We start from the raw sequence: 17,076 nt of genomic DNA, 5'->3' as shown, positions 1-17,076 counted from the left end.
TTATCGCTTTAACTTTTTTAAGTGTGATTAGCTGGGATGCATTTTTTAAAGATAAAAGTGATAAGAACAATACAACTGAATAAAAACCCATCTTTTCTTACTTATTGGACAAACTTTAAAAACAGTCCAATCTTACGGAATAGCTTAGGCTTTTCTACAAAAATATTTAAACATAACAATTTTTGTAGATTCCCTCCGTTTATTGTCGGTTTCCATCCGCATACATTTTTTGAAAGTATGATATAATAATATAAATCTTGAAGGAAGGGATTTTGATATCATGATCGCTCGAAGGAGCATGTGGCATCGTATTGACGAATCATACACGTAGCGTATTTTTCAGCTCAGATACTTTAGTCTAGCGAAAAAAATACGAGAGTGGGGAAATTATGATTGCCCGAAGGATAATTTGGCAAAAAAAAGACTCTTCTTACACATAGCGTTTTGTTTAGGACTTAATTGTTACTAGCTAAACAAAACAAAGAAGAGCAGGATTGCTAAATGACGAATCCTACTCCACGTTTTGTTTAGTCGTTTTAAGACTTAAACTAAAACGAAGGTAGGGAGAATTGATGGACGAGAGGATTATTCGTTATTTCTTCAGCGACATATAGCGTAGTTAGTTTTTTCGTAAACTAACTGAAAGCTACATGTGAGCTCGTAGTTAGTTTACAACACAAAAAGGACTACTAACTACGGAAAGAAGGAATAACGATGAGGAACATCCAAAGTCGACAAATTATTAAAGAAATTTTTATGGTTTTAATCGGTTCATTTATTTTAGCAGCAGCGCTATATCACATTCACTTCCAAAACCACTTAACAGAAGGTGGCTTTGTAGGTATTGCACTATTCATCCAAAATTTTTATGATATTTCACCATCTATTTCAACTGTAATAATGGACATCCCAATTATTTTACTATGCGCTTCATTTTTAGGTAGAAAAATGGTTGGCTATTCATTCTTAGGTTCAATTTCATTCGGAGTATTTTATTCCCTTATGGAAAATTATTCTCCTTTTACGGTAGACTTATCAAATAATTTATTTATAGCTGCAATAGTTGGCGGTGCGTTAGCTGGTATTGGACTCGGTTTTATATTGCGATTTGGCGGTGCAACCGGTGGAGACGATATTTTGACAATTGTATTAAGTAAACGAACTCGTTTTACAATTGGGCAAATTTTCTTCGTCTTTGACGCGATTGTTCTTGCGCTTTCATTATATTATTTAAATTGGACAGAAATCGCTTTTACTATTCTTTCGATTGCCGTGCAGGCAAAAACATTGGATTTAATTTACTATCCAAAAGCAGAAAAGAAACCAGTATCTATTCCAATGTCCAAAAAACATGCGACAAACTAAAAAGCGAAAGGCTTCGGCCTCTCGCTTTTTTTCATGCTCTCTTTTCTTTTTCTAATATGTAGCGTACTTGATAAAACTTATTTGCAAATTCAGTAACATTCCTCGTTAAGCGATAGTTCACTGTAGAGCCAATTGCCATTCCGAGTACAGGAATACCTTGGAATAATTTACGACGAAGAGCATAAATCGAAAATGTCTTCAAAATTTGTTTTAACACAACCTCAGTAGAAGCTGGCTTTAACACTTCTTCGTCTCCTTCATAAAAGAATGAATCTTCTTGCTCGAGTTCTCTCAGTAAATTGTACCATGCATATTGCTGAAGTCTTGCTGGTAATAATGCTGCATGGAATACTTTCAACGCGAGCATCATCTCATACGGCTTGTTCGCATCATGCCCAAATGATGTCGCAATAAGTTGTACAGCCTTCACATTTAATGCAATCATAACCGGAAAATCAGCCGTTAATAATAATAGACCGCCAGCACCTGTTGCCCCGCCTTGTACGAATGAATATAGACGATGACGTGCTGTTTGCTGCTCTGCTATGTATGTTAATTGATCAATAGATAACGCCTTCAAATCTTCAAGTTGCTCAATTGATTCATCAAATAATCTCGATGTTCCTAAAATACGATTTCGTGCATCTAACTGTGATTGCGAACTTTGAATGAGTGCATGCAAATGAAAGAGCCATCCATCTGCTTTCGCAAAGAAATCTTTTCGTTTTTTCTCAGGCAGTTTCGTAATTGTAGTATGCAACCACTTATCAAACATTTTTTGAAAATCAGTCGCTTCTTGCTCTACTAATTGCCCTTCCCACTCTTTTATATTTTCTAAAATGGCTTGTTCTCGCTTCGATCGCATCGCAACAACCACCTCGTTCGATTTTTTTCTATTGTAACATATTTCCGCTTATTCTTTACAATTAGCTCAACCAATTGAATAAAAAGGTGATTTTCTCCATATTTCAAATTATAATTATCCACATATTAATGAATAAGGGGCGATCACATACATGTATCCACGTGCAAAGGCCTTCGGTATTGTAATACGGGATAATTTCCTTCTCGTACAAGAGTATAGCACGGCCGATGAAACCTATTACCGACCTCTTGGTGGATCAATTGAACTCGGAGAAAAATCGGCTGAAACAGTCATTCGGGAGTTTAAAGAGGAACTTCATACAGAAGTGGAAATTATCGATTATTTAGGTTGCTTGGAAAACATTTTTCATGCAGATGATGAAATTGCTCATGAGATTATTCAACTATATACAATCCGCCTTTTAAATACATCACTACATACAACAGAAATATTCCCCATATATGATGAACAAACATCTTCCTATGCAAAATGGATCCCCATCACTGCATTCATTCAGAAGGAAAAAGTGCTATATCCGGATGGAATCATAAAATATATCCAAAAGAAAAAAGACGAAATCCTTTAGGATCTCGTCTTTTTTCATGCATATATTAACCAATATTTCCAAGACGTAATACGTCACGAGCGATCATAACTTCTTCGTCAGTTGGAATTACGATAATTTTTACTGGAGAGTGTGGGAAGCTGATGAATGCTTCTTCACCAAATACGTTATTACGTTTTGCATCGAAGTATACGCCCATGTACTCAAGGCCTTCTAATACGCGCTCACGAATAACTGCACTGTTTTCACCGATACCAGCTGTGAAGATGATTGCGTCTACACCTTTCATACGAGCTGTGTAAGAACCGATGTATTTGTGGATACGGCTTACGAATACATCAAGTGCTACTTTCGCACGGTGGTCGCCTTCTTCTTCTTTAGAAATGATGTCACGTAGGTCACTAGAGTAACCAGTAAGACCTAGCATACCACTCTTCTTGTTTAATACGTTAACTACTTCTTCTACTGTTTGGCCTGTTTTTTCCATGATGTATGGAATTAACGCAGGGTCAATGTTACCAGAACGTGTACCCATTGTTACACCAGCAAGTGGAGTGAAGCCCATAGAAGTATCGATAGACTTACCGCCTTCTACTGCTGCGATACTTGCACCGTTACCTAAGTGACAAGAAAGTAGGCTTAAGCTTTCAAGTGGACGACCTAATAATTCAGCTGCACGCTCAGTTACATATTTATGAGAAGTTCCGTGGAAACCGTATTTACGGATGCCGAATTTCTCATAGTACTCATATGGTAAGCTGTATAGGAATGCAGATTCCGGCATTGTTTGGTGGAATGCTGTATCGAATACTGCTACTGCTGGTACGTTTGGTAATACTTCTTGGAACGCTTTAATACCAACAAGGTTTGCTGGGTTGTGAAGTGGTGCTAAATCGCTTAATTCTTCGATATCAGCTAATACTTCATCAGTAATTAAAACAGAATCAGCAAATTTTTCGCCGCCGTGTACAACACGGTGACCGATACCGCCAATCTCATCAAGAGATTTTACGATTCCGTTTTCAGTTAATTTGTTAAGAAGCATATTAACTGCTACTGCGTGATCTGGAATATTTGTAATTTCTTTTTGCTTTTCGCCATTTACAGTAATTGTGAAGACACTATCTTCTAAACCGATACGTTCTACTAAACCTTTTGTTAATACTGTTTCACTTGGCATTTCAAATAATTGGAATTTTAAGGAAGAGCTTCCTGCGTTAATCGCGATGATTTTTGACATCTAGTCTTTCGCCCCTTTTTCTCTTGGTAGTTGTGTGGATCATTCCACAAACCGCTCGATTTTATCTAATTAAATTCACTCACTATGAAAACGTTTCATCATCAGTAAATTTTATACTCACGATTTTAATTTAAACATCGTCCGACATATATTTCAAGTGAAAAAATTGTAACACCAAGAAAAAAAATATATTACAGATTTCAAAAAAATTCAGTTAAATCTTGTATACATTAAAAAATATTATATATCATATACAACTGTACTATATTGAATACTAACCCTGTTACATATATACTGTATTATTTATGTGCTGCAAACCAAGTATTTAATTGATCCATAATATCCTCCATAGCCTTCATGTTAGAGAATTTAGGTAATTCCACTAGTAGTGCCTGTTTCGGCATTGTTACATCTTGGCCTTTCTTTTGGAGAACAAATATACTTTTTGCATTTTTCTCGTTTTTAAACATGGAAACAGGTAGCTGTAACAACCCTTGAATAAAACATGTTTCTTTAATAAATGCATGTAGTTTTGGCGCTTGATCACTTTCAAAAATGAAGTTTGGTACTAAGAAGAATAAATACCCGCCTTCTTTCGTATGTTTCACACTTTGTTCAATAAATAAGTGATGCGCATATGACATTCCTTCATCTGCTTTTAATGTATATTCACTTGCACCGATTTCATTTGGATAGTAACCAATTGGTAAATCTGAAACAACTGCATCAACCGGATCGATATAAAGTGGTGCTAGTCCATCTTGATGGAAGAATTCGATTGCATGCTTTTGTAAATTTGCATTTACTAAAGCAAGTTTGATTAGCACTTCATCCACTTCTACACCAAATCCACTCATTGCTAGTTCTTCTTTGGCACTATTAAACACTGTAGTCATTAAGTTACCTGTTCCAATTGCAGGGTCTAAAACAGTAATTTCTTTTTGACCTTGCATAAATTTATGGAATAAGTAGCTCATGAACATTCCAACTGCATCAGGCGTCATTTCGTGATTCGCTTGCACGCCTTCTTTCATGCCTTTTAAAATGGCTAGCTGAAATGCTTTACGAATTTCTTCACCTTTATATGTTTCTTCATTAAACGTACTATATTCACGATTCAACCTTTCAATTGTTGATTCGGATAATTCCTCTTGTAAAATCGCTCCTTCAAACAAGTTATCCCCTGTTTCTACAAGCGCCTCTAAATATGTTACATCTAATTCTTTACGTAAAACTACCGTAGAAGAATCAAAAATAGAAAATAATGTTTCTACTGTCTGACTCACGTACATTCCTCCTTCTCTCATTTACACATAACTTATATCATACCACAAAGTGATTTTTTCCAAAAAGAAAAAGCGACCTCTTGTAAAGAGCTCCCCTTCAAGTTGTTTATGATGTAACGTCTTTTCTCATATATTGGTTCAGTTAACAATACATGAGAAAAGACGACCTCTTCTAAAGTAAAACTTTAGTTAGAGGTCGTCTTCTTTTACATTACTTCGCAGCTTTTGCTGCTTCTAATGCTGCTTCATAGTTTGGATGGCTTGTACCTTCGCTTACGTATTCTACGTAAACTACTTTGTCATTGCTATCTACTACGAATACTGCACGAGCAAGTAAACGAAGTTCTTTCATTACTAAGCCATAAGCTTCACCGAATGAAAGGTCACGGTGGTCAGAAAGTGTCGCAACATTTTCTAAACCGTTAGCTGCACACCAGCGTTTTTGAGCGAATGGTAAATCAACGCTAATTGTTAATACTTTCGCATTTTCAATACCTGCTGCATCTTGGTTAAAACGACGAGTTTGTGCATCACATACACCTGTGTCGATTGAAGGTACAACACTGATTAATTTCACTTCACCTTTGTATGTTTCTAAACTTACTGGAGATAAGTCATTTGCTAATACTTGGAAGTTTGGCGCTTGGTCGCCAACTTTAACTTCTGTTCCAACTAAAGTAATTGGGTTACCTTTAAAAGTTACGTTTGCCACTTAAAAATCCTCCCTTATTTAAACAAAATATGTACAATGTAAATGATAGTTTGTCCCTATCGATAATGCAAATAAAATCGCTTCATTTACAAAAAAATAAAGAAGCTAATCCATTGATTAGCTTCTTTACTCATTAAATTTGAAATTCTGGATCATCTTCTTTTCGTTTATCCATCATTTCTTTCACTTTATCAACAGCTTGTGGCGCTAATTCAATTATTTTGTCAATAACATGTGTTTGTTTATCTAAATGTAAAACTTTCACACCTTCTCCATTTATAACAAGAAAGGCAACTGGATTAATGGAAACACCACCACCGCTACCTCCACCAAATGGATGACGACCAGAATGTTCTACTTTTCCAAATTCACTTCCACCAGCAGCAAATCCAAAACTTACTTTTGAAACGGTAAGAATTACACTTCCATCTGCCGCTTTAATTGGGTCACCAACAATAGTATTTACATCAGTCATTTGTTTTAAATGCTGCATTGCGGTTGTCATTAAACCTTGAATTGGATGGTCCATTCTATATCCCCCCCTATGCTTGAACAGATTTATCTGCCATACCAGACTTTTGCTTTCTCATAAACATGAGTAGTTTTACCCCTGTTTTCACAGTACGAAATATATGAAAGGAAGCCGTTAATTCACATCTTGATGCAAATCCCTTCCCTTGAAAAACAGGTGTAATTTCAAATTCTGGTACGTCGACAATATGCATATATTGTCCTACAACTCCAGCAGCCATTCCTTTTGTCCCCCATGCATATCCAGTGACAATTCCAGTACTAGCTGCGTCGCCTGCTCCAATTTGTGAATGCCATTTCCAACTATTGATTTTCACTCGTTTGAGAAAATCTTTAAGAATAGTATGAACTTCTTGAAGCTTTTTTATCAGTTCTCCAATGCTATCAAGTTGTGCCATAATTTTATTATCTATTCCGCCATCTTTTTCAGCCTTTTCGATTTTCTGCCCTGTCTTTTTCTGCTGTTTTTCAATTCTTTCCAATACATCAAACGTATATCGAATCATCCATATTTTCACTTGAAATAAACACTGTTTTTCCATTTCTGAATATAAAAACGTCACCTTAAGCGTTATTTTCGATAATAGTATTAGTAAAATAAAAAGGAGAAGAATTATCATTCCAATTACGAGCCATTTCATTCGTACCATCCTTTCACTCCATACCCATTATCGACAAGTTTATTCATCATTAAACAACCTTTTATAAAATTGAATATAAAAATTTTTCTAAAAACAAAAAGGAATTTTGACATTTTATATCGAAATATACTATTTGAGCATATCATTCAGAAGACACTCTCATGATATGCAGCACTAAGATTAGAAAATTTGACTGCAGTGGAGGGATACATAATGGCAGATCGTCGCAATTTATTTTTCTTTTATGGTGATGACAAAGTAACGCTCGTTGAAAAAATGAAACCAATATATCGTATTTTAGAGGAGAATGGATTTACCATATTAGATCATCCAAAAAATGCAAACGCTATCGTCAGCGTTGGAGATGATGGAACTTTCTTACAAGCCGTTCGTAAAACTGGTTTTAGAGAAGATTGCTTATACGCAGGTATTTCGACGAAAGATGAAATTTCTTTCTACTGCGATTTCCACATTGACCACGTTGATACAGCCCTTCAAGAAATTACAAAAAATGAAATTGAAGTGCGAAAATATCCAACAATTAAAGTAGATGTAGATCACGGCACATCTTTCCATTGTTTAAATGAATTCTCATTACGCTCTAGCATCATTAAAACATTTGTCGTAGATGTACACGTCGACGATTTACATTTCGAAACATTTAGAGGTGATGGATTAGTTATCTCCACACCAACAGGAAGTACCGCTTATAATAAATCATTACATGGTGCAGTTGTCGATCCACTTATCCCATGTTTCCAAGTAAGCGAACTAGCATCTTTAAATAACAACACATACCGTACACTCGGATCACCGTTTCTTTTAAATCACGAACGTACGTTAACTTTAAAACTTAGACCAGATGGCAATGATTATCCTGTTATCGGAATGGATAACGAAGCACTTAGCATTAAACAAGTGGAGAAAGCCGTTGTTCGATTAAGCGATAAACAAATTAAAACTGTTAAATTAAAAAATAATTCCTTCTGGGAAAAAGTACAGAGAACGTTTTTATAGTAATAAAATAACCCTCGAATTATGGAAATCCCATAATTCGAGGGTTATTTATTTCCCCCGCTATTGGCGCACAGCCTCATATCATTGTCAGTTTTTATCGTTAAATCGATATATTTCGAAAATCACTAATATACTTTCACGCATCGTTTCTATATACAATCTCCCCATCAATGACGGTCATTTCTGCTTGTACTTCTTTTATTTCTTCTGGCTCAATTTCAAATATGTTGCGATCTAATACCGTAAAGTCTGCTTCATATCCTTTTGCGATTTGCCCCCGCTTCGCTTCTTTGCCAATTGCGTATGCACTTCCTGTCGTAAACAAAGAAACTGCCTCATATACCGTTAACTTTTCTTCTGGCATATAGCATACGCCGTCAATAAAGCTTCGACGTGTAACAGCACTATATATGCCTAAAAACGGATTTACTTGTTCAATTGGAGCATCAGATCCTCCGTTACAATGTAATCCCGCATCGAGTAATGTCTTCCAAGCGTATGCATAACGAAGGCGATGTTCTCCTAACTTTTCAATAACTGATGGAAAATCCGACGACACAAAGACAGGCTGAATATCAATGATTGCTTGCAAACTCTTCATTCTTTCAATTAACTCTTCACGAGCAAGCTGGCAATGAATAATACGGTCACGTAATCCTTCTGCAGGTGGATATAATTCAAGCGCATCAATGACATATTCAAGCGATAAATCACCGATTGTATGAATCGCAACCGGCATTTGTAAATCACGAGCTTTTTTCACTAACTCTGCAAGCTCTTCACGTGAAAAAATGGCAACTCCATTCGTTTCCTTCGCATCTTCGTACGGTTCGCTTAATAAAGCCGTTCTTCCGCCAAAAGAGCCGTCAGAAAAAATTTTCATCGCTCCAAATTCAATATAATGCTTATTTTCATATTCGTTTCGTTCATTCGCTACTTCATGATGAACAAGTAAATGTGCTTTAAATGGCATTTCGTTTATAACATGCGAAAACGCATTGTACGTTTTTTGAAAGCCGCCATAATAATTTAAGTCTTCCGTATGTCCGCCAACTAACCCGTATTGCCAGCAGTCTGAAATAGCCGTTTGTAACGCGCTTTGCAAATACACTCCATCTATTTCAGGCTGAACATGTTTAATTAACTCTTGTCCTTGCTCATATAGAAGTCCTGTTAACTTATTAGACGCATCACGACCAATTTTCCCGCCTTTCGGGTCTTGTGTCGCTTCTGTTATGTTCGCTTGTTCCAATATGTATGAATTCACCCATGTAACGTGACGACAAACGCGCTTTAATAAAATCGGATGCTCTTTAGAAATCTCATCTAAATCACGTATATGAACATGCTTTGTATCTGTAAAATTATTTTCATTCCAGCCTTCTCCAATAATCCATGTTCCTTGTGGAGCTTCTTCTACTCGCTTCTGAACAAGAATAAGCACTTCGCTATAAGATGTACAATTTGATAAATCTAAACGGAGCAACCTCTCTCCATGCCCAATAAGATGCATATGGCTATCAACGAGCCCCGGAATCATTGTTTTTCCTTCTAAGTCATGCAACTTCTCCGCAGCATATCGGTTTTCTAACTCTTCCTTACTCCCGATATCAGCGATCATGCCGTTTTCAACGTAAATAGCTTCCGCTTTTTCATTTTCTTCTCTCATCGTGTAAATGATGCCGCCATACCAAATTTCTCCCATATACTCATCCCCTTTTTCCTTTAGTCTAAATTAAAGTGTATAAAAAAAGCACCATTCCGATTAAAAATGGTGCTTTTCCAAAAATTAATTTTGTTCAGTAGGATTCGTTGTAATTTGCCATTCAATACTAAATTTATCTTTTACTTGTCCGTATGCTGGGCTCCAGAAAGTTTCTTGAAGTGGCATTAAAACTTCTCCACCTTCTTGTAACTTATCAAATACTTCTTTTGCTTTCTCTGCATTACTAATTCGAATTGCAATTGTTACTTGAGATCCAATCGCATGCCCTTTACCTGGAAATGTATCAGAAATCATAAGTTCCGTATTACCAATTTTTAAATGAGCATGTAAAACGCGCTCTTTCGCTTCAGCTGGAATCGGGTATTCTGGATTTTCAGGCATGTCACCAAAAGTTTGCATTACTTCTACTTTTGCATCTAACGCCTCTTTATAAAACTGTACAGCTTCTTGCCCACTACCATCTAAAACTAAGTACGGATTGATACCTAAAATCATACGGACACCTCTTTTTTAAGTTTTTAAAACAGAACTTGTGTTCGTTTTTATAATATCATACGTTTTACATCTTATTCAACTATTTACCCCTTCATTTTCGAAATTATTTTGAAGGAAGCTCCATCTCTTGTTTTCTAAGTTCAATACGGCGAATTTTTCCAGAAATCGTTTTTGGTAGTTCATCTACAAATTCAATTTTGCGAGGGTATTTATATGGTGCAGTCAATTCTTTGACGTGTTCTTGAAGCACTGAAATTAATGTTTCTTCGTTCTCTTGTATATTCTCTCTTAATACGATAAATGCCTTCACGACACTTCCGCGAATTTCATCTGGACTTGCGACAACAGCACATTCTCTTACGTATGGATGTTTTACAAGTGCATCTTCTACTTCAAACGGTCCGATTGTATAACCAGAGCTAATAATAATATCATCTCCGCGTCCTTCAAACCAGAAATAGCCGTCTTCATCTTTTTTCGCTTTGTCACCGGTAATATAATAATCGCCGCGGAATTGCATCGCTGTGCGCTCATCGTCTTTATAATATTGTTTAAAGAGTGCTGGTGTTTCAATATGAACCGCAATATCGCCAACTTCTCCTACCTGTACTGGAATTCCTTCTTCATTAACGATATCAACATGGTTTCCTGGCGTTGGTTTCCCCATTGATCCCGGTCTAATATCCATCCCTTTCATTACACCAACAAGTAATGTATTTTCCGTTTGCCCATAACCGTCTCTTACTGTAATATCAAAATGCTTTTGGAACGTTTCAATGACTTCTCTATTTAACGGCTCACCTGCGGATACAGCGCTATGTAACGCTTCTAAATTGTACTCAGTCAAGTCTTCTACCTTTGCCATTAATCTATACTCAGTCGGCGTACAACAAAGCACATTCACCTTATTATCGTCTAATAAATTTAAATACGTTTTCGGTTCAAACTTACCGTTGTACACAAATCCTGTTGCCCCTGAACCGAGAGTTGCTAAAAACGGGCTCCAAATCCACTTTTGCCACCCTGGACTAGCCGTTGCCCATACAACATCATTCTCTTCAATTCCGAGCCAATTTGGGGCGCTCGTACGTAAATGAGCGTATGCCCATGCATGCGTATGAACAACACCTTTTGGATTTCCTGTCGTCCCTGACGTATAAGATAAAAAGACCATATCTTCTTTATCTGTCTTCGCTATTTCTAGCATGTCACTTTCTGTTTCTAATGCTGTTTTTAAGTTTGTCCATCCATCTACTGATCGCTCGCTCAGAACGAATTTTTGAAGAGAGTCCATCGCCTCTATCTCGTCAAATTGTCCAATATACGGTTCGTAGCTGACGATTGCCTTCACTTCCCCGTGCTCAATACGATACTCAATATCTTTTTTACGCAACATTTCTGAGCTTGGAATAACGACAAATCCTGCTTTAATCGCAGCGATATACGTCATGTAAGCTTCAATTAAGCGCGGCATCATAATAAGGAGCTTGTCCCCTTTTTGCAAGCCACTTTTTATAAAAGCGTTTCCAATTTTATTCGCACCTTGCATTAGTTCAAAATATGTAACCTCTCGTCTATTTCCTTTATCATCTTGCCAAATTAAAGCAAGCTTCTCTTTATCGCCTGTATATTTCTCTATTTCCGAAACTAAATTATAAGACGGTGGCGCCAACAATTCCTCTCTCTTCATAAACATCCTCCTTTATTTCTATGCCTCCCTTATATAATAAAGAATTTTCTGTAAATTTTGAACCCTCTTCTTTTGACAAATTTTTCAGTTTTGCTGAATTGGTAAATGAAACTATATCGACAGTTTTTCAAATATATCGACGTAAAACTAAATATATCAACGTTCGACAGGTGATATCGACTTACCGACAAAAAGCGACACAACAAAAAAGAAAGAGCGGGAAAACCCGCTCTTTCTAAGCCATCGTATATGGGATTATTTTTGGAAACCGCCTAATTGTTGCTCAGCTAGTGAAACTAGACGTTTAGTGATTTCGCCACCAACAGAACCGTTAGCGCGAGATGTTGAATCAGCTCCAAGTTGAACACCAAACTCTTGAGCGATTTCGTATTTCATTTGATCTAATGCTGCTTGAGCACCAGACACTGCTAATTTATTTGTGCTTGCCATGTTGTATCACCTCCTTGTGAGTATAGAGTGTGATAAACAACATGACTTCATACATATTTTAGATATGGTAATTTATGGTTTTAGAAAAGTTCTTCGAATTTTTCTTCTTCCGCCGCTACTTCTACCGTTTGTAATACCATTTGTTCTGTGTTTGCTACAGCTTCTTCAATTAACGGCGTGAAATCGTATTTCGCTTCAAAACGATTTGCTTTCTCACGCTTCGGTTTCGTCGCTGGGCTTGCTGGTGTGAATACTGTACAGCAGTCTTCGTATGGACGAATTGAAATATCATATGTGCCAATTTCTTCAGCGATTTTAATAATTTCTAATTTATCCATCGTAATAAGCGGGCGAATAACAGGATAGTTTGTCACTTCGTTAATCGTATGCATACTATCTAATGTTTGGCTCGCTACTTGTCCAAGACTTTCACCAGTCGTAATTGCAAGCGCATTACGCTCCTCTGCGATACGCTCTGTAATACGCATCATCATACGACGCATAACCGTCATAGAATAGCTAGATGGAATTTCTTTATTAATTGTTTTTTGCACTTCAGTAAACGGAACAAGGTGCAGTGTTACACGTTTACAGTATTTCGTTAACTCTTGTGCTAAATCGATTACTTTTTGTTTCGCGCGCTCACTTGTGAAAGGTGGACTATGGAAGTGAACTGCCTCCACAGATACGCCGCGTTTCATCGTTAAGTAAGCTGCTACCGGGCTATCAATACCACCAGAAAGAAGTACCATTACTTTTCCGCCAACGCCAACTGGTAAACCGCCAGCTCCCATGCGCTCATCACACATAATATAGCTGTAACCACTGCGAATTTCTACACGTACATTCACATCTGGATTATGAACGTCTACTGTGATATCCTCTGTATTTTCTAAAATGTGCCCACCGATTTCTGGAAGTAACTCCATCGTCTTCATTGGGAAGCGCTTATCAGAACGGTGCACTGTAATTTTAAATGTTTTCACATCGTCTTTTACTTGTAAGAAAGCTGCTAGTGCACCTTTTTTAATATCTTCTAATTCTGATGGTACTTTCATCGCTAAGTTAAACTTATGAATACCGAATACATCTTTCAATCTTTCAGAAATTGCTTCATGGTCTTCACCGTTTAATTGGATGTACATACGATCATGTGTTGCATCGATTTTAATGTTTGGGAATTTTTTCAATTTGAATTTCACATTATCTCTTAACGTACTTACAAATTTAGAGCGGTTCTTACCTTTAGTCGTCATCTCTCCGTAACGAACTAAAATATATTCATATGTCATCATATTTCTTTACCTCATCACTTCATATAATTTTGGCATTGTCTCTTTAACAATACCTTCAAATTGTTTTACTTCTTCCATCGTGTTTTCCGGTGCTAGACTAATGCGAATCGCACTTGCAGCTGCGGCGTGCGGTACTCCCATTGACACTAGTACTCGGCTCACTTCATTTGCTTTTGAAGAACAAGCAGACTTCGTCGATACATATACACCATGCTCTTCTAAAGCATGAACGACTACTTCTGGTTTTAAACCAACAAATGATACGTTTAAAATGTGCGGTGCCGCATATTCAAGTGACGTATTAATCGTTACATCTTCCATCTCTTTAAAGAAACGGACCAGCTCTGTTTGTAAATTTTGCAAATGAACTACCTTTTCTTTCACTTGTTCCATCGTCATACGAAGTGCTTTCACCATCGCTACAATACCAGGTAAGTTTTCTGTACCTGAGCGATACTTGAGCTCTTGTTGACCACCTGATAAGATTGGATCTAATCTTACACCATCACGTACATAAAGAAGTCCTGTTCCCTTTACACTGTGAAATTTATGCCCAGATATTGAACAAAGATCAATATGAGAAGCGTATAAATCAAGTGGTACTTTTCCTATCCCTTGTACATGGTCCACGTGAAATCTTATTTTCGGATAATTCGATAATAACGTTCCAATTTCAGCAACGGGCTGAATTGCTCCCGTCTCGTTGTTCACGTGAATAATTGACACAAGAATCGTATCTTCACGAAGCGCTCGTTTTACATCTTCTACCGATACAACACCATGCTCGTTAACCGGTAAATATGTTACATCAAAACCGAGATCTTCTAATTGTTTATATGCCTCAAACACAGACGCGTGTTCAATATTTGTTGTAATGATATGTTTGCCGCGCGAACGATTCCTCATCGCTATCCCTTTAATCGCAAGGTTATTCCCTTCCGTTCCACCTGATGTAAAAATAATTTCAGAAGGTTTAACGTGAAGGAGCTGTGCTGCAATCGTTCTCGATTGAGTTAATAGACGCTCTGCCTCTCCTCCAAGCGAATGAATAGAAGAAGGATTACCAAAATATTTCCCTGCAACCGTTACGTACGATTGAAGAGCTTCTGGATATGGCTTCGTCGTCGCACTATTATCAAAATAGATCATCGTTCTTCCCCTTTCAGCGCTATCACATCATATAATCATATCACAAATACGTGTAATTACGCTAAGACTACTCAAAGGTTCCGTTTTTATATAAAAGTGTACAGTTTTCTCCGCTATTTGCAGGTAGCCTGATTGGTGAAGATTAACAATCAGTGGTGGATGAATCCCCATCACTTATGATTTCACTTTATTTTGAAACGAATAACCTTACTATATTCCGCTATTCATTATAGCAACATCGTCTTCAAAATTACACAAAAAAACAAACCCTTTATTAAAGGGTTTGTTCATTGTCTACATATTCAGCTATTTTTTGAACAACGCCAGGTTCAAGCTGCTCTAATACAGAAGCTGCTTGCTCTAAAGCTGCATCGTATTGATATTCACGGAACAACTTCTCCGCATAATCTAAACTTTGCGCAAGTTCCACATCATGACTGCGGTAACGATTACCGTATTGAATTAATTTTTCAACTAAATACGCTTGTCCAATTAACTCTTCCGTCATTTCATATACACCATTCACAGTTGTATATGCTTCTTCTAAACTGCTATTTACAGCATTCATATTTAACGGTTTTACTTCTAATTGCTCATATACAGCTTGCATTGCCATTTGCCCTCTTTGTAAATCTTCCATAATACTCTCTGGAAGACCTGGCAAATTCGACTTTTGCATAAAGCGTTTCGTTTCAAAAATGGTATTTCGCATTTCTTGTAACTTTTCACGTGCTTCAAATTCTTCTTTACGCATCGTTTGTAGCATTTCCTTATATTCTTCATGAAGTACTTTTAAAGTTTCACATTGCTCATAAATCTCTTCTAGTTCCTCACGAATAATAGAGAATGCAATATCTTGCTCAGCAACTCGTAATTGCAATACTTCAAAACGTTTCAATAAAATATGCATTTGTTTTTCAATTACTTTTTGCGACTCAATATCTTTATCTTGTAATTGATAACTTTGTTTCACAAGTTGTGTTTCTGTTTTCGTTTCAATTGTTCCTATGCGAATTTCTTCTAAATCTTCATAAACAGAAAGTGTTTTTTGCTCCACATAATGTTTCGCATGCACTTCTTGTTCAAGTTGGTCATAAAAACCATCTAAACGAGTTTTTAAGTTTTCTACTTTTTCAGCTGCTTCCGTTATATGAAGCTCCTGTATATCCATTAAACATGTTTGTAGTTGTGTCGTCATATCACGGACTTCTTTAGGGATTTCCAAATACTCTAATACATAGCCTTGACTTACCATATCGTTATGGCCGTGCAATAAATCTTCCAGCTGAACTGGTAATGTCGCTTGACACTCTACCAATAAATCCGGAATTTGGTGAATAATAATTTCTAAACTTGCTAAACCTTCTTCTAAACTAATAACAATTTCTCTCGCTTTTAAATAATCGCCATTATCTGTTGCTTCTTCAAAACTTTTAAATTTATTAGATTCAGCATCTAGCATCTCTTCAATTCTTTGCTCAGCTGCTCCATACATATGTCGATGAGCAAGAACACTTTTCTTCATACTACGATATGTATCACGTAACCCTTCAATTTCCGAACTATTTTTCTCATGGCTTTCTAACAGTTGCTGTAATTCATTTAAAATATCAGTAATACGATTATCAGCGTCATCTAAACCACTTATGGATTCTTTCATCGCATGCTTTGCTTTTCGGAAGGAGAATTGCGAGGCGAATTTTCGCGCTTGCCCTAAATCTTTTTCAGCTTTCGGAAGAGTTGTTGATACAATTTCATCCCACTCTTCACGCCATTTACCAAACAGTTCTTCTGTTTGACCTGTCATATTTAAGTCTTTCACCCGTTTTAGTTCATCTGCCACAGGTTTATCTTTTATTTCTTGTTTCCACTGCTCCAGTGCTTCAATATCTTTATATGAACGATTTCTTATCACAAGCTCTATCATGAGCAGCACTAGAATAGAGCTTACTACAATGATAACGATCGTCAGGATAGAATCCATGCAAAAAAGCCTCCTAGTTATATCTCTTTTTTTGTCCGTTCCGTTTATGAAATGGAAGGCATTAT

At 36.8% G+C, this 17,076-nt stretch carries 16 protein-coding genes; 3 read left to right on the top strand and 13 right to left on the bottom strand.

Annotated elements, in window-relative coordinates:
* Window positions 1-714: 714 nt before the first annotated feature.
* Window positions 715-1,365: a YitT family protein gene (locus MR109_RS17300; protein ID WP_098306425.1), complete on the top strand. Its 651-nt coding sequence runs from the start codon at window positions 715-717 to the stop codon at window positions 1,363-1,365.
* A gap of 31 nt (window positions 1,366-1,396) precedes the next feature.
* Here MR109_RS17300 and MR109_RS17295 read toward each other — a convergent pair whose 3' ends face one another.
* A complete protein-coding gene (locus tag MR109_RS17295; RefSeq protein WP_048372173.1) occupies window positions 1,397-2,230 on the bottom strand; it encodes an EcsC family protein in 834 nt (277 codons plus the stop codon).
* A 151-nt stretch (window positions 2,231-2,381) separates the two neighbouring features.
* Between MR109_RS17295 and MR109_RS17290 the strand changes: the two genes are divergently transcribed.
* Complete coding sequence (locus tag MR109_RS17290; protein WP_048372171.1) at window positions 2,382-2,816, top strand: NUDIX hydrolase; 435 nt, start codon at window positions 2,382-2,384, stop codon at window positions 2,814-2,816.
* A gap of 25 nt (window positions 2,817-2,841) precedes the next feature.
* Here MR109_RS17290 and ackA read toward each other — a convergent pair whose 3' ends face one another.
* The 5 genes from ackA to MR109_RS17265 all read right to left on the bottom strand — a co-directional run bounded on the left by ackA (window position 2,842) and on the right by MR109_RS17265 (window position 7,214).
* On the bottom strand, window positions 2,842-4,035 hold the full coding sequence (ackA, locus tag MR109_RS17285; RefSeq protein WP_242273258.1) for an acetate kinase: 1,194 nt from the start codon (window positions 4,033-4,035) through the stop codon (window positions 2,842-2,844).
* A 299-nt stretch (window positions 4,036-4,334) separates the two neighbouring features.
* Window positions 4,335-5,321: a class I SAM-dependent methyltransferase gene (locus MR109_RS17280; protein WP_242273256.1), complete on the bottom strand. Its 987-nt coding sequence runs from the start codon at window positions 5,319-5,321 to the stop codon at window positions 4,335-4,337.
* A gap of 211 nt (window positions 5,322-5,532) precedes the next feature.
* Window positions 5,533-6,033 (bottom strand): thiol peroxidase, encoded by a 501-nt coding sequence (tpx, locus tag MR109_RS17275; protein ID WP_042980312.1) that lies wholly within the window; start codon window positions 6,031-6,033, stop codon window positions 5,533-5,535.
* A gap of 133 nt (window positions 6,034-6,166) precedes the next feature.
* Entirely contained in the window at window positions 6,167-6,562 is a 396-nt protein-coding gene (gene ytfJ / locus MR109_RS17270; protein WP_000350005.1) for a GerW family sporulation protein, read from the bottom strand.
* 13 nt (window positions 6,563-6,575) lie between these two features.
* Window positions 6,576-7,214: a DUF2953 domain-containing protein gene (locus tag MR109_RS17265; protein ID WP_025147596.1), complete on the bottom strand. Its 639-nt coding sequence runs from the start codon at window positions 7,212-7,214 to the stop codon at window positions 6,576-6,578.
* Window positions 7,215-7,418: 204 nt separating this feature from the next.
* Between MR109_RS17265 and MR109_RS17260 the strand changes: the two genes are divergently transcribed.
* Window positions 7,419-8,222 (top strand): NAD kinase, encoded by an 804-nt coding sequence (locus MR109_RS17260; RefSeq protein ID WP_071718439.1) that lies wholly within the window; start codon window positions 7,419-7,421, stop codon window positions 8,220-8,222.
* A gap of 136 nt (window positions 8,223-8,358) precedes the next feature.
* Here MR109_RS17260 and MR109_RS17255 read toward each other — a convergent pair whose 3' ends face one another.
* The 7 genes from MR109_RS17255 to ezrA form a co-directional block, all read right to left on the bottom strand.
* Window positions 8,359-9,927 (bottom strand): amidohydrolase, encoded by a 1,569-nt coding sequence (locus MR109_RS17255; RefSeq protein WP_242273254.1) that lies wholly within the window; start codon window positions 9,925-9,927, stop codon window positions 8,359-8,361.
* An 84-nt stretch (window positions 9,928-10,011) separates the two neighbouring features.
* The gene (locus tag MR109_RS17250) at window positions 10,012-10,443 is read right to left on the bottom strand and encodes a VOC family protein (RefSeq protein ID WP_242273252.1); all 432 of its coding nucleotides are present in this window, start codon (window positions 10,441-10,443) and stop codon (window positions 10,012-10,014) included.
* A gap of 103 nt (window positions 10,444-10,546) precedes the next feature.
* Window positions 10,547-12,133, bottom strand: a complete 1,587-nt coding sequence (gene mbcS, locus MR109_RS17245; protein WP_242273250.1) for an acyl-CoA synthetase MbcS — start codon at window positions 12,131-12,133, stop codon at window positions 10,547-10,549.
* Window positions 12,134-12,388: 255 nt separating this feature from the next.
* A complete protein-coding gene (locus tag MR109_RS17240) occupies window positions 12,389-12,583 on the bottom strand; it encodes an alpha/beta-type small acid-soluble spore protein (protein WP_002173769.1) in 195 nt (64 codons plus the stop codon).
* Between the two features lie 80 nt (window positions 12,584-12,663).
* A complete protein-coding gene (gene thiI, locus MR109_RS17235) occupies window positions 12,664-13,878 on the bottom strand; it encodes a tRNA uracil 4-sulfurtransferase ThiI (protein WP_048372155.1) in 1,215 nt (404 codons plus the stop codon).
* 6 nt (window positions 13,879-13,884) lie between these two features.
* The gene (locus tag MR109_RS17230; RefSeq protein WP_048372153.1) at window positions 13,885-15,027 is read right to left on the bottom strand and encodes a cysteine desulfurase family protein; all 1,143 of its coding nucleotides are present in this window, start codon (window positions 15,025-15,027) and stop codon (window positions 13,885-13,887) included.
* 274 nt (window positions 15,028-15,301) lie between these two features.
* Entirely contained in the window at window positions 15,302-17,011 is a 1,710-nt protein-coding gene (gene ezrA / locus MR109_RS17225; RefSeq protein WP_098789764.1) for a septation ring formation regulator EzrA, read from the bottom strand.
* Window positions 17,012-17,076: the final 65 nt, after the last annotated feature.

The sequence above is a fragment of the Bacillus cereus group sp. BfR-BA-01310 genome (assembly GCF_022664325.1).
Classification (GTDB): domain Bacteria; phylum Bacillota; class Bacilli; order Bacillales; family Bacillaceae_G; genus Bacillus_A; species Bacillus_A paramycoides.
Note: the sequence above shows the minus strand (reverse complement) of the source record. Positions and strands in the feature narration are given on the sequence as shown.